Genomic DNA, 13799 nt, shown 5'->3' on the forward strand with positions numbered 1-13799 from the left:
CCCGTCGGGGCCGGAATCGCCGGCCCACCGCCGGGCCGGGGCACGGATGTCGCTGCGGCCTACGCCGCGGAGCCGCCCGGGTGGACCGGTTCTCGGGTGGGGATGCCGATGCGGGCCAGCCACATGCGCAGCGGGGCGTCGTTGCCCTCGTCGACGGCGCGGGTGATCAGGGTCGCCAGGTCGACGGCTCGGCCGGCTCCGTCGACCAGGACCGGGCCGTCCAGCCAGTCCACCGCCGGGCGCATCCGGCCGGTGTCCAGGGCCGCGCACGCGACCACGGCGAACAGGTGGTCGGCGGCCCTGCGCCGGCCCTCGTCCGGGTCCCGGCGCAGCCCCGCCAGGGCGTCGTCGACCGGGGCCGCGAAGGCCGCTGCCCGGGCCCGCCAGACCGGCTCGATGACCGCCTGCGGGTAGTCCGCCCAGCGGACCGGGTCCGGGGTCGGATTGTCCGCGAAGATGCCCGCCGCCAGGCGGGAGATCTCGCCGTCCATGGCATCCGGGTCGGTGAGCAGGTCGCTGGCGGGCCGCTCGGCCAGCCGCGCACCGAACGCGTTCGCGAGCTTGTCCCGCCGGGACAGCTCGGTCAGTGCCGACACCACACCCGCCATCAGCGCGTCCGGCCGCCGCCCGATCGTCCAGGCGGGGGCCGCGAGGCGGGTCAGCAGCCGGTCCCAGCCCGCGTAGGCCAGACCGACCTGTTCGTGCGCGGCGGCCCGCAGCTCCGGCTCCAGCGGGATGGCCAGCGCCGCCGCGCCGACCGCGATCTCGCGTTCCATCAGCTCGGCGTGGCCCTGGCACAGGCCCAGCAGTTGGCGGGCGAACGCGCGGGAGACGCGGCGGGCCGGGCGCAGCGGGAGCGGACCCAGTGAGCGGCGCACGTCGGCGACGGCGTCCAGCCTGCGCACCCAGCGCCGCGCACCCGCGACGGCCGGTTCGGCCGACGCCTCGGTGCCCGCCACCACCGGGGCGAGCAGGGCGCGCAGCTCGCCCTCCCGCAGCCACCACAAAAACGGTGCGCCGATCACCAGCACCGTGCGCCGGGCCCGTCGGGGGTCGGGCTCCAGCCAGCTGTCGCATTCGGGGCACAGCCGGACGCCGTCCGGCATCGGAACGTGCAGCTCCTCGGCCAGTTCGCGCACCATCGTGTGCAGCTCGGGGGCGTCCCGCGGGCTCAGCGTGATCGCCGGGACGCCGGTCCTGCGTACCAGCGCGAGGTCGAGCGCGACCCAGGCGAGCACGGCCACCAGGGCCACCGCCAGGGCGGCGAGCAGCGATCCCGGCGCACTCGCGCCGAAAGTGCGCGAGGCGCCGTACAGCAGCAGGCCGGCGGCCGTGAGCGCGGCGAGGACGGCGCCGTTGCGCACCCACAGCACCGCGCGCGCCCGCGCGCGCGCCTCGGCCAACGCCAGTGGTTCGGCCGACTCGCCCACACGCATCGCCCTCATCCGATCCTGGATCCGGGGATCACTCGTCCGGGTCGTCGGTCACGACCCGCGGTGCTCGCACGATAATGCGACGAGTTCGGGTGTTCAGCCCCTTCGGGCCGAACACCATCCCTGCGAGTGAGATCCGGGGCCGGACGGCTGCGTGTGTTCGAGCCGACAGGTGACTGCTGCAAACAGCCTAATTCAGCTGTTCGCGACCCCGCCGGCGACGCTGATCTCGCCCCGGACCGCCTTGGCCGCGATGTCGGTGCGGTGGTGCGAGCCGGGCAGGCCGATCAGCGCGACGCCCTCGTACGCACGTTCGCGTGCCTGCTCCAGGGTCGCCCCGGTGCCGATCACCGAGAGCACCCGGCCGCCGGAGGACAACACGTCGCCGGCCTCGCCGCGGCGGGTGCCGCCGTGCAGGACGTAGGTGTGCGGGAGCTTGACCACCTCGGCCAGGCCCTTGATCGGGTCGCCGGTGCGCGGGGTGGCCGGGTAGTTCTCCGCGGCGATCACGACCGTCACCGCCGCGCCCTCGTGCCAGCGCAGCGGCTCCAGCTCGCCCAGCCGGCCGGTGGCGGACGCGTGCAGCACGCCGGCCAGCGGGGTGGCCAGGCTCGCCAGCACGACCTGGGTCTCCGGGTCGCCGAAGCGGCAGTTGTACTCGATCACGCGCGGGCCGCGCGAGGTCAGCGCCAGGCCGATGAACAGCACACCGGAGAACGGGGTGCCGCGGCGGCGCATCTCGTCCACGGTGGGCTGGGCGACGGTGCGCACCAGGTCCTCGGTCAGGCCCTCGGGGGCCCACGGGAGCGGGGTGTAGGCGCCCATGCCGCCGGTGTTGGGGCCGGCGTCCTCGTCGCCGACCCGCTTGAAGTCCTGGGCGGGCTGCAGGGCCACCACGTCGTTGCCGTCGCACAGCACGAACAGCGAGACCTCGGGGCCGTCCAGGAACTCCTCGATCACCACGCGGTCGCAGGAGGCGGCGTGCGCGCGGGCGGCCTCGATGTCGTCGGTGACCACGACACCCTTGCCGGCGGCGAGGCCGTCGTCCTTGACCACGTAGGGCGGCCCGAACGCGTCCAGCGCGTGGTCGGCCTCCTCGGGGGTGGTGCACACGTAGCTGCGCGCGGTGGGCACGCCGGCTGCGGCCATCACCTCCTTGGCGAACGCCTTGGAGCCTTCCAGCCGGGCGGCGGTGCCGGACGGGCCGAAGCAGTCGATGCCACGAGCGCGCACGGCGTCCGCGACACCGGCGACCAGCGGCGCCTCGGGGCCGACGACGACGAGGTCGACGCCGAGCCGTTGCGCGAGGTCGGCCACGTCCCCGGCGTTGAGGGCGTCGACCTGGCGCAGCTCGGCCACCTGGGCGATGCCGGCGTTGCCGGGCGCGCAGTAGACGGCGGAGACCGCGGAGTCGAGGGAGAGCGAGCGGCACAGCGCGTGCTCACGGGCACCGCTGCCAATCACGAGGACCTTCACACCGGCAGCCTAGTGGGGTGCGGCACGAGCACCGAACTCAGGCGAAGACCACCATCGCGCCCAGGGTCACGCTCTCCTGCGCCGCGGCGTACAGGGTCGCCCACACGAAGCGCTCGCGGGCGAACGGCGCTCCGTCGTAGGTGGGCGTGGGCCGGGGCGGGTCGAGCAGGTCCACCCCGATGTAGGGGGCGAGGTCCTCCAGCTCGCGCAGCATGCCCAGGCTGGAGCCCAGCGGCCCGCCGTCCTCGGGCAGCGGGTCGTCCATCAACGGCTGCGGGAAGTCGATCGGCAGGTAGGCGCCCGCGTGGTCGTAGTGCCAGACCAGGTGGGAGAACTGGGCGGCGGCCTCGAAGGTCTCCAGGAGGCGGTCGTAGTCCTCGCCCAGCCGCTCCACCGGGGTGACCGGGAACCCCGTGCGGTGCAGCAGATAGGCGCGGCGCAGGTAGTGCAGCGATTCGTGGTCGAACGCGCCGGCCAACCGCACCTCGGCGGTGCCCGGCTGCCACGTGCGCACCGGCACGGCCGGCAGGCCGTTGCCGACGAGCGCGGCGTCGTAGGCGGCCAATTCGTCGCGGAACGGATTCTCCGGGTTGTGACACAGCGCGTCCACCAGCGGAACGAGCCAGACGTCGCAATCCACGGTGCAGCTCCCGGTCTTGTCGGTGCGGGTGGCGGGTCAGGGCGCCACCGTACCGTCCTGGCGCGGGGCGATCGTCAGCGCGCGTCCGCGAGTTCGCGGGCGAGCCGGCGGCCGACCGAGGTGTAGTCGCGCATCAGGGCCATCGCCGCCTCCGCGTCGCGTCGCGCGACCTTGTCGGCGAGTTCGCGGTAGCGGCCCCAGCCCGACGCGGTCGGCGGGGCGTCGCGCAGGTAGGGAACGATGTACATCCAGGCCTGGACCCGGAGTACGGCGAGCACGTCCGCCAGTCGGCGATTGCCGCTCCAGCGCCCGAGTTCGGCGAAGAAGCGGCGATCGAGCAGGGCCACCTCGGACACGTCGCCGTTCCATCGCGCGGCGTCGAGCCGATCGCCGAGCGCACGCAGCGCGGGCATCGCCTCCTCCGGCGCGGTGCGCGCGACCCGGCCGATCAGCGGGACGCCGAGCAGTCGACGGGACTCGACGATCTCGGCGAAGTCGGTCCAGGTGAAGGTGCACACCTGGAAGCCGCGGTGGTGGCCGCCGAGCAGCAGGCCCTGCGCGGCCAGTTGGATCAGCGCCTCCCGTACCGGAGTTGCCGAGACGCCGAAGCGTTGCGCGGTCTCGTTGACGGTGAGCGAGGTACCGGCGGCGAGCCGCCCGGTCACCAGGTCGTCACTGAGCACCTCGGCGATCTCCTGGCGCAGGCTGGTCCGCCGCAACGGGGCGCCTGCGCCGATGGGATCGGCCGAGCCGAAAAGCAGGCCGCCGTCTAAAACACTGCCCTGTGCCGACTGCACGCGGTCTCTTCCCGCCGGCCGTCGGCGCCGTCGCGCCGACGGGCATCCGTCCGATCAAGTCGATCGCGTCGATCATATGAACGGATATCCGATTTGGGGAACAACGTGCCCATCCGATTTCGCCCGCGACGTCGGGAGTTCGACCGCCGGATCCGCGAACGACCGGCCCGCGGAAGCGGAAAGAGCCGTACCCGCACCGGTCGGGGTGCGGGTACGGCTCGTTGCGAAGCCCGATCGGGACCGCCCGAACGGGTCGGGCGGATCCGCAGGAGGGGTCAGCGGGTGCTCACGCGCAGAAGGCGTCCGCGACGGTCAGCGCCTCGTCCAGGATGGCCAGGCCCTCCTTGACCTCGCCCTCGGTGCTCGTGCACGGCGGCACCACGTGGGTGCGGTTCATGTTGACGAACGGCCACAGGCCGCGGGCCTTGCACGCCGCGGTGAACTCGTTCATCGGCTGCGCGGCCGGACCGGCGGCGTTGTAGGCGACCAGCGGCTCGCGGGTCTCCTTGTTCCTGACCAGCTCGATCGCCCAGAACACGCCGAGGCCGCGGACCTCGCCGACGCTCGGGTGCCGCTCGGCCATCGCGCGCAGTTCGGGGCCGATCACGCTCTCGCCGAGCCACTTGGCGTTCTCGACGATCTTCTCCTCGCGCATCGCGGTGATCGTCGCGACGGCGGCGGCGCATGCGAGCGGGTGACCGGAGTAGGTCAGGCCGCCGGGGAAGGGGCGCTCGCGGAAGGTCTCGAAGATGCGGTCGGAGATGATCACGCCGCCGAGCGGGACGTATCCGGAGTTGACGCCCTTCGCGAAGGTGATCAGGTCCGGGGTGATGCCCCAGTTGTCCACCGCGAACCACGCACCGGTGCGGCCGAAGCCGGCCATCACCTCGTCGGCGATGAAGATGATCCCGTACTTGTCGCACAGCGCCCGGACCCCGGCGAGGTAGCCGGCCGGCGGCACCAGGATGCCGGCGGTGCCGACCACGGTCTCCAGCACGATCGCGGCGATCGTCTGGGCACCCTCGAACACGATGGTGTTCTCCAGGTGCGCCAGCGCGCGCTCGCACTCCTGCGCCTCGCCCTCCGCGTGGAAGGCGGAGCGGTAGGCGTAGGGACCCCAGAAGTGCACGATGCCGGACACGCCGGTCTCGTTCGGCCAGCGGCGCGGGTCGCCGGTCAGCGCGATCGCGTTGGCGGTGGCGCCGTGGTACGAGCGGTAGGTGGAGAGCACCTTGTGCCGGCCGGTGTGCAGGCGCGCCATCCGGATCGCGTTCTCGTTCGCCTCGGCGCCGCCGTTGGTGAAGAAGACCCGGTTGAGGTCGCCGGGCGCGAGCTCGGTGATCAGCCGCGCGGCCTCGCTGCGGGCGTCGTTGGCGAAGGCCGGCTGGATCATGCACAGCTTGTCGGCCTGCGCCTTGATCGCCGCGACGACCTTGGGGTGCTGGTGGCCGATGTTGGTGTTGACCAGCTGGGACGCGAAGTCGAGGTATCGGTTGCCGTCGTAGTCCCAGAAGTAGGAACCTTCGGCACCCGCGACCGCCAGCGGGCTGATGAGCCCCTGTGCGGACCAGGAGTGGAAGACGTGGGCGCGGTCGGCGTCGTAGACGGCCTTCCCGGCCGCCGGGTCCAGAGTGCTCATGCGGCCACCCTACGGCCGGACAAACGCCGCTCCACCCGTCAGGTTGTCAACGATCACGCGGCCCGGCCGACAGTGTGTCGGCCGGGCCCCGCATCGCGTCTTCGGCCCCGCGGGCCGCCGCCTGCCCGCTGCCTGCCCGCTACTTGCCGCGGAGCAGGCTGTTGATCTCGATGGTCTGCGTGCGGCCGGGGCCGACGCCGATCGCCGAGATCGGCGCGCCGGACATCTCCTCCAGGGCGCGGACGTACGCCTGCGCGTTCTTCGGCAGATCGTCGAAGCTCTGCGCCCCGGTGATGTCCTCGGTCCAACCGGGGAGCTTCTCGTAGATCGGCTTCGCGTGGTGGAAGTCGGTCTGCGACATCGGCAGTTCGTCGTGCCGCACGCCGTCGATGTCGTACGCCACGCAGACCGGGATCTCTTCCCAGCCGGTCAGCACGTCCAGCTTGGTCAGGAAGAAGTCGGTGAGCCCGTTGACCCGGGTCGCGTAGCGCGCGATGACCGCATCGAACCAGCCGCAGCGCCGGTCGCGACCGGTGGTCACCCCGCGCTCGTGGCCGATCCGGCGCAGCGCCTCGCCGTCCTCGTCGAAGAGTTCGGTCGGGAACGGTCCGGCACCCACGCGCGTGGTGTACGCCTTGAGGATGCCGATCACGCCGGTGATCTTGGTCGGACCGATGCCCGATCCGGCACACGCGCCGCCCGCGGTCGGGTTGGAGGACGTGACGAACGGATAGGTGCCGTGGTCCACGTCCAGCAACGTGCCCTGGCCGCCTTCGAGCAGGACGACCTTGCCCTGGTCCAGGGCCCGGTTCAGGACCAGCGTGGTGTCGGCGACGTACGGCTTGAGCTGCTCGGCGTAGCCGAGGTATTCCTCGACCACCTCCTCGACCCGCAGCTCGCGGCGGTTGTACATCTTGACCAGCATCTGGTTCTTGTCCGACAGCGCGCTCTCGACCTTCTGGGTCAGGATGCCGACGTCGAACAGGTCCTGGACGCGGATCCCGACCCGGTTGATCTTGTCGGCGTAGGCCGGGCCGATGCCGCGCCCGGTGGTGCCGATCCTGCGCTTGCCGAGGAACCGTTCCGTCACCTTGTCGAGGGTGCGGTGGTACGGCGTGATCAGGTGCGCATTGCCCGAGATGAGCAACTTGGAGGTGTCGATGCCGCGTTCGACCAGGGTGCTGATCTCGTGGAGCAGCACCCCCGGGTCGACCACGACACCGTTGCCGATGACGGGCGTGCACTCGGGCGTGAGGATGCCGGAGGGCAACAGGTGGAGGGCGTACTTCTGATCGCCGATGACAACGGTATGGCCGGCATTGTTGCCGCCCTGGTACCGGACCACGTAGTCGACGGATCCGCCGAGCAGGTCGGTAGCCTTCCCCTTGCCCTCGTCTCCCCATTGGGCGCCGACGAGTACGAGTGCGGGCATGAGGCGTACACCCCTTCCAGGCGGGGCATGTTTGACAACGGGAGCCCCGGACGGTCCAAGCCCCTTGACGCGGTGCGCGGCAAGGGGCTCTTGCGGGGAGAGGTTACCTGAGGAAGGACGACCGGTGTCGGCCGAGCGCTCGCTGCTCGTGATCACGGACCCTGCGGCTCGCTCGGCGGACGGCGAATCCGTCCGGGTCGCGCTCGATGTTCTGCGGGCCTGCGCCCCCAGCAAGATCGTCATTCCCACGGACACCGCCGACCTGCAACGCGCGCTCGCGCGGCGGGGCCGTCGGCGTGTCGTGGTGATCGGCGGAGATGCCGGAGTGCACGCCGTGGCGCGGTTACTGGATCGCGCGGGCGAGCTCGGCGACACGCCCCTGGGCATCGTCCCGGTGGACACCGGACGCGGCCACGGACTGGCCGAGGCACTGGGCCTGCCGGCCGAGCCCGCCCAGGCCGCACGCGTGGCCCTGGGCGAGAACGAACGTTCCTTCGACCTGATGTCGGACGATCTGGGCGGGCTCGCGCTGCGCTCGGTCCGGATCGGTCACGGCGTGCGCTCGACCCGTTCGGCGCCGGCGCGGCCGACGCTCGGGCGCGGCTGGCGCATGCTGGTCGACCACGCCGTGCGCACCGTGTCGAGCACCGTCGGCGCGGCGGTGGGGCCCTCGGGTCACCGGCTGCGGATCGAGGCGGACGGGTGTGTCGTTGCCGACATCGATCGGCCGGTGTTGTCCGTGCACCTGGGCTGCGACGGCTCGGTGACACCGGGGTCGAAGATGACGGAAGTCACGTCGAACGGGTCCGACGGCACCGGTGGAATGAACGAGATGAACAGGACGAACGGTGCCAATGGCGCACACGCCCTCCAGGACGCGGACCTCGCGGACGGCGTCGGTACGGCGAGTGTGATGATCACCGGGCATCCGGGAGCCGCCCGGTTCGGCGCCGCCCAGGCCCGCGACGCACTCGTGCAGTTGCGCGCACACGAGATCACCGTGTGCGGTCGCGACTTCACCTACGCGGCGGACGGCATGGCGACCGGACCGGTCCGTCTGCGCACCTGGACGGTACGCCCGACCGGCTGGCGGCTGTTCGTACCGGCGTAGCCCCACGGCGCAGCCGCCGGCTGCCGGGACCGCGGCCGAAGCGTCGGCCGGGCCGAATTTTCGGCCCGGCCGGCGTTCGAGGCCACCTCGGCCGAAGGCCGGGTCCGACTCAGCCTTCGAGCGCGTCGGCGCCGGCCGGGCTGCTGTCCCGCAGGAAGATCGTGCAGCGCGAGTACTCCTCCTCCTCGCCGATCGCTCCCGCCGCCCGCGCCAGCGCGTGCAGCGAGCGCAGGAAGCCGCGGTTCGGCTCGTGCTCCCACGGCACCGGGCCGTGGCCGCGCCAGCCGGAGCGGCGCAGGGCGTCCAGGCCGCGGTGGTAGCCGACCCGGGCGTAGGCGTAGGACTCGATCACGTTGCCCTTGGCGAACGCGTCGTCGGCCAGGTCGGCCCACGCGAGCGAGAAGGTCGGGAACTTCGCGGCCACCTCGGCCGGTGGCACTCCGTCCACGAGCAGCGCCAGCGGCTCGGCTTCCTCGGGCAGATAGGTGGGGTCGGGTCCGCCGAAAAGGTTCTGATCGATGGTCATGGTCCCCATGATTGCCCATCACGGCCGATCGCCCGTCACGACGCGAAGCCCGCGACCTGGTGGTCGCGGGCTTCGACGGGTTGGGTGCAGCCCGGCGCCTGTTACTCGAGCCGGGTGCCCGCTACTTGAGCCGGGTGCCCGCGGAGCGCAGGTCCTGGCAGGCCACGACCACGCGGTCGGCCATCCCGGTCTCCGCCGCCTTGCCGTACGAACGCGGGTCGTACAGCTTCTTGTTGCCGACCTCGCCGTCCACCTTGAGCACGCCGTCGTAGTTGCGCAGCATGTGGTCCACGACCGGGCGGGTGAAGGCGTACTGGGTGTCGGTGTCGACGTTCATCTTGACCACGCCGTAGTCGAGCGCCTCGCGGATCTCTTCCAGGAGCGAGCCCGAGCCGCCGTGGAAGACCAGGTCGAACGGCTTCTCCCGGCCGTACTTGGCGGCGACCGCGTCCTGGATGTCCTTGAGGATGCTCGGACGCAGCTTGACGTTGCCCGGCTTGTACACGCCGTGCACGTTGCCGAACGTCGCGGCCAGCATGTAGCGGCCCTTCTCGCCCAGGCCGATCGCCTCGACCGTCTCCAGCGCGTCGGCCGGGGTCGTGTAGAGCTTGTCGTTGATCTCGTTGTCGACGCCGTCCTCCTCGCCGCCGACGACGCCGATCTCCAGCTCCATGATGATCCGCGCGGCGGCGCACTTGGCGATCAGCTCACGGGCGATCTCGAGGTTCTCGTCGAGCGGCACGGCCGAGCCGTCCCACATGTGCGACTGGAACAGCGGGTCCTGGCCCTTGGCCACGCGCTCGGCCGAGATGTCGATCAGCGGGCGCATGAACCCGTCGAGCTTGTCCTTGGGACAGTGGTCGGTGTGCAGGGCGATGTTCACCGAGTACTTCTCGGCGACCACCTTCGCGTACTCGGCGAACGCGACCGAGCCCACGACCATGTCCTTGACGGTGGTGCCGGACAGGAACTCCGCGCCGCCCGTGGACACCTGGACGATGCCGTCGCTCTCCGCCTCGGCGAAGCCGCGCAGCGCGGCGTTCAGGGTCTGGGACGAGGTCACGTTGATCGCCGGGTAGGCGAATCGACCGGCCTTCGCCCGGTCCAGCATCTCGGCGTAGACCTCGGGAGTTGCGATGGGCATGCGTCTGCTCCTCGTTGCTCAGCCAAGCGGTGATATGAGGGTTTTCGGACACGGACGGCCGTATCCCCGCTTGCCGCCCATCCTGGCAGACCGCTCCCGACGACACCGCATCCCGTCCTCCCCGTTCGGGGGAGCGAATGCGATAACTGACGGAGCGTCAGGTCGATGCGGCGGGGCCGCACCGGGCTCTGGGGATACCCGCGGGGAGCGGCACCGGCCTGCGCGGCGCCCTGGTTGCGGTTCGTCCTCGGTTCTTTGTCCACAGCCTCCCCAGTGGTCGCGTTCGTCATGCACACCCGGAACTTCGGGGGGACACGCAACCTGTCGGCCCCCGGGACGTCACCAGGACACAGGCTGTGCACGGAGGGTGGGGGCGGTCTCATGACAGCGAAGGGGGCGGCGGGGCTGTGGCGCTGCTGAGCATGCCGGCATTCGGGGGCGACCAGTCGTCCGGCTCCCCGTCGGAGAGCGCGACGGCACCGGAGGCACCACGTCGGTCGCGATTTCGAATCCTGCGCGGCGGCGGGGAACCGCCGGCCCGCCCGACGTTGACCGAGCTGTATCACGCCCAACGGCTCGGCATGGTCCGGCTGTCCATCCTGCTCGTCGACGACCTCGGCACCGCGGAGGACGTCGTCCAGGACGCCTTCACCGCGCTGTACCGACGCTTCGGCGAGGAGCTGGAGGACGTCGACAACGCGCTGGCCTACCTGCGCACCTCGGTGGTCAACCTCTCCCGCTCGGTACTGCGCCGCCGGCGTACCGCCCGTGCCTACGTGCCCCCGCACGAACCCGACGCCTCCTCGCCCGAGGACGCGGTGGTCCTGTCCGAGGAGCACCTGCGGGTGCTCGGGGCGGTGCAGCGTCTGGCTCCGCGACAGCGCGAAGTGCTGGTGCTGCGCTATTGGTCCGATATGACGGAGGCCCAGATAGCCGAGACCCTCGGGCTTTCCCGTGGAGCGGTGAAGTCCACGGCAAGCCGTGCCATCGACGCCCTGGAAAAACTCATGAAGGACGAACAGTCGTGACCGAACGCGATGCGCGCGACGAATCGATGGAGGATCTGCTGCGCGCGGCCCTGGCCTCGCGCGCGGACTCAGTCACGCTCGGCTCGCTGCGACCGCCGGGCCCGCCCACGTCGAACGAGGATCGCCGGAGTGGGGGCGGGCGGATCGGCATCCCGCTCGCGGTGCTGGCCGCCGTGGCCGCGGCCTTCGGCGGGGTGTCCCTGATCGGCGCACCGGAGCACACCGCGGGCGCGCCCGCGGACCGGCCGATGTCGGTGAGCGCGCTGCCGACCACCCCGGAGCGCACCGCGATGTCCCTGGCGCCGCCGGCCGCGGCGACGTCGCCGAGAGCGCCCGGGACCACCGCTCCCCCATCGGTGCCGGACGCGGAACCGCCGGACGAGAGCACTCCGTCGACGACGCCCCCGACGCGCGCCGGCACCCCGAGCGCGCCGACGAGCACCCGGCCGCCGAGCAAGACCTTCGGGGCACAGGCGATCAGGGTGGCGGTGCCGTCGGGGTGGCGTGACCGGCCCGGCACCGCCCTGAGCGACGGCACGCTTTCCAGCCGCTGCTTCTCCGCGCCCGTGACGGGGGACGTCACGTACCCCTGCGATCTCGACTCCGCGCGGATCCTGGTCAACCGGGTCGGCGATCCGGACGCGTGGAGCTACGCGAAACGGTTGGACGTCTCCGCGTACAACTACGCCACCCAGCCGTTGTGCGCGAAGGACGGGCACCTGGTCCTGCCGGCCAGCGCCGACACGATCACGCCCGAGGTGGTGACCCGGGAGAAGCGCACGGTCGGTGGGCACAGCGCGGAGTACCGCGTGGTCTCGGTGACCTGCAAGGGCGGTCAGAACTTCAGGGTGCGCACCTGGTCGATGCCGGATCTGGGCATCGAGATCTTCGCGACCAGTGCGGGGCCGAAGGCGGACAGCAACATCGACCACGTGGTCGCGTCCGTGGACCTGTCGGGCTTCAAGCCCCGCACGACCGGCTGATCCACGCTGCCGACCACACAGCGCCGCACCGCACCCACCCGGCACGCGCCGCCGCCGGCGCGTGCCGGGTGGGTGTGCCGTGGGCATGTGCCGTGTGTGCGTGCCGCCGGGTGTATGCCGTGGGTGCCTGCCATGGGTGTGGTCAGTGGCCCTCGGCCACCTTCTGGGCCGCCTTCCGGGCCGCGACCAGGATCGGGTCCCACACCGGTGAGAACGGCGGCGCGTAGCCGAGGTCCAGGGAGGTCATCTCCTCGACCGACATCCGGTGGGTGAGCGCGACCGCCGCGGTGTCGATCCGCTTCGCGGCGCCGTCCCGGCCGACGATCTGCACGCCCAGGAGCCGACCGGTGATCCGCTCCGCGATCATCTTGACCTTCATCGACCGCGCGCCCGGGTAGTAGCCGGCCCGGCCGGTGGACTCGATGGTCGCGCTCACGAACTCGTAGCCCGCGGCCGCCGCGTCCTTCTCGCGCAGCCCGGTCCGGCCGATCTCCAGGTCGCAGACCTTGCTCACGGCTGTGCCGACCACGCCGGGGAAGGTCGCGTAGTCGCCGCCGATGTTGGTGCCGATCACCCGGCCGTGTTTGTTCGCGTGGGTGCCGAGGGCGATGTGTTGGCGGCGGCCGGAGACCAGGTTGAGCACCTCGACGCAGTCCCCACCCGCCCAGATGCCGTCCGCGGTGACCCGCATCCGCAGGTCGGTGCACAGACCACCGCTCGCACCCAGCGGCAGGCCCGCCTCGCGGGCCAGTTCGGTGGCGGGACGCACACCCAGGCCGAGCACCACGATGTCCGCGGGAAAGCGGCCGTCGGCGGTCAGCACGGCCCTCGCGCGACCGTCCACCACCTCGATCTCCAACACCTCGGTCTCGGTCACCACCTCGATGCCCAGACCCTCCATGGCCTCCTGCACCAGTGCGCCCATGTCCGGGTCGAGCGTGGACATCGGGTGCGCGGAGCGGTCCACGACGGTGACCCGCAGGCCCTTGCGGACCATCGCCTCGGCCATCTCGATGCCGATGTAGCCGCCGCCGATCACCACCGCCGTACGGTGCTCGGGAGCCAGCCACCCGGTCAGCTCGCGGGCGTCCTCCAGCGTCTGCACGCCGTACACCCCCGGCGCGTCGATGCCCGGCAGCGGCGGCCGGATCGGCACCGCGCCGGTGGCGAGCACGAGTTGGTCGAAGCCGATCCGGTCGGCCCGTCCGGTGGCCAGGTCGCGGACCGCGATCTCGCGCCGATCCAGGTCGAGCCCCTCCGCCTCGACCCCCATCCGCAGGTCTATGCCGCGCTCGCGGTGCTCCTGGGGCGTGCGCGCGATCAGCGCGTCCGGGCCGTCCACCTCGCCGGACACCAGATACGGGATGCCGCACGCGGAGTACGAGGAGAATCGGCCGCGCTCGACCACGACGATCTCCAGGTCGTCCTCGGCGCGCCGGCGCCGGGCCTGGGACGCCGCACTCATTCCGGCGGCGTCGCCGCCGATCACCACCAGCCGCTCGATGCCCACGTGCTACCCCTGACTCTGTGTGCGTGCGTGTGTCCGTGTGTGCCCGGGCGCGGGCGTCCGCCTGCACCCGGTCGTCGTCG

12 protein-coding genes are annotated in these 13799 nt (G+C 71.9%); 3 read left to right on the forward strand and 9 right to left on the reverse strand.

The window, feature by feature from the left end; translation table 11 throughout:
* Window positions 1-59: 59 nt before the first annotated feature.
* From ACZOOI_RS13155 to ACZOOI_RS13180, 6 genes are all read right to left on the reverse strand, one after another.
* Window positions 60-1436, reverse strand: coding sequence for a M48 family metalloprotease (locus tag ACZOOI_RS13155; protein WP_465280824.1), 1377 nt, complete (start codon window positions 1434-1436; stop codon window positions 60-62).
* Window positions 1437-1628: 192 nt separating this feature from the next.
* The gene (gene purD / locus ACZOOI_RS13160; protein WP_465280825.1) at window positions 1629-2909 is read right to left on the reverse strand and encodes a phosphoribosylamine--glycine ligase; all 1281 of its coding nucleotides are present in this window, start codon (window positions 2907-2909) and stop codon (window positions 1629-1631) included.
* Window positions 2910-2946: 37 nt separating this feature from the next.
* Window positions 2947-3549: a hypothetical protein gene (locus ACZOOI_RS13165; RefSeq protein WP_391589188.1), complete on the reverse strand. Its 603-nt coding sequence runs from the start codon at window positions 3547-3549 to the stop codon at window positions 2947-2949.
* A 74-nt stretch (window positions 3550-3623) separates the two neighbouring features.
* Window positions 3624-4346 carry a GntR family transcriptional regulator gene (locus tag ACZOOI_RS13170; RefSeq protein ID WP_465280826.1) on the reverse strand — a complete coding sequence of 241 codons (723 nt, stop codon included), beginning with the start codon at window positions 4344-4346 and terminating at the stop codon, window positions 3624-3626.
* A gap of 286 nt (window positions 4347-4632) precedes the next feature.
* A complete protein-coding gene (locus tag ACZOOI_RS13175; protein WP_465280827.1) occupies window positions 4633-5985 on the reverse strand; it encodes an aminotransferase class III-fold pyridoxal phosphate-dependent enzyme in 1353 nt (450 codons plus the stop codon).
* Window positions 5986-6124: 139 nt separating this feature from the next.
* Window positions 6125-7417, reverse strand: coding sequence for an adenylosuccinate synthase (locus ACZOOI_RS13180; RefSeq protein ID WP_391589191.1), 1293 nt, complete (start codon window positions 7415-7417; stop codon window positions 6125-6127).
* Window positions 7418-7541: 124 nt separating this feature from the next.
* Here ACZOOI_RS13180 and ACZOOI_RS13185 point away from each other — a divergent pair, with 124 nt between their 5' ends.
* Window positions 7542-8528 (forward strand): diacylglycerol kinase family protein, encoded by a 987-nt coding sequence (locus ACZOOI_RS13185; RefSeq protein WP_465280828.1) that lies wholly within the window; start codon window positions 7542-7544, stop codon window positions 8526-8528.
* A gap of 109 nt (window positions 8529-8637) precedes the next feature.
* On the opposite strand, the gene ACZOOI_RS13190 is transcribed toward ACZOOI_RS13185, so the two are convergent.
* Together ACZOOI_RS13190 and fbaA are read right to left on the reverse strand one after the other, a co-directional pair.
* Window positions 8638-9054 carry a DUF3151 domain-containing protein gene (locus ACZOOI_RS13190; RefSeq protein WP_026219278.1) on the reverse strand — a complete coding sequence of 139 codons (417 nt, stop codon included), beginning with the start codon at window positions 9052-9054 and terminating at the stop codon, window positions 8638-8640.
* Between the two features lie 121 nt (window positions 9055-9175).
* Window positions 9176-10198 (reverse strand): class II fructose-bisphosphate aldolase, encoded by a 1023-nt coding sequence (fbaA, locus tag ACZOOI_RS13195; RefSeq protein WP_396011489.1) that lies wholly within the window; start codon window positions 10196-10198, stop codon window positions 9176-9178.
* Between the two features lie 407 nt (window positions 10199-10605).
* Here fbaA and ACZOOI_RS13200 point away from each other — a divergent pair, with 407 nt between their 5' ends.
* Both ACZOOI_RS13200 and ACZOOI_RS13205 read left to right on the forward strand, forming a co-directional pair.
* Window positions 10606-11226: a SigE family RNA polymerase sigma factor gene (locus ACZOOI_RS13200; protein ID WP_465280829.1), complete on the forward strand. Its 621-nt coding sequence runs from the start codon at window positions 10606-10608 to the stop codon at window positions 11224-11226.
* A complete protein-coding gene (locus ACZOOI_RS13205; protein WP_465280830.1) occupies window positions 11223-12209 on the forward strand; it encodes a hypothetical protein in 987 nt (328 codons plus the stop codon). Before ACZOOI_RS13200 ends, ACZOOI_RS13205 begins: the two co-directional genes overlap by 4 nt.
* Window positions 12210-12351: 142 nt before the next feature.
* Here ACZOOI_RS13205 and ACZOOI_RS13210 read toward each other — a convergent pair whose 3' ends face one another.
* Entirely contained in the window at window positions 12352-13719 is a 1368-nt protein-coding gene (locus ACZOOI_RS13210; protein ID WP_465280831.1) for an FAD-dependent oxidoreductase, read from the reverse strand.
* Window positions 13720-13799: the final 80 nt, after the last annotated feature.

The sequence above is a fragment of the Embleya sp. L77 genome, from assembly GCF_055557415.1.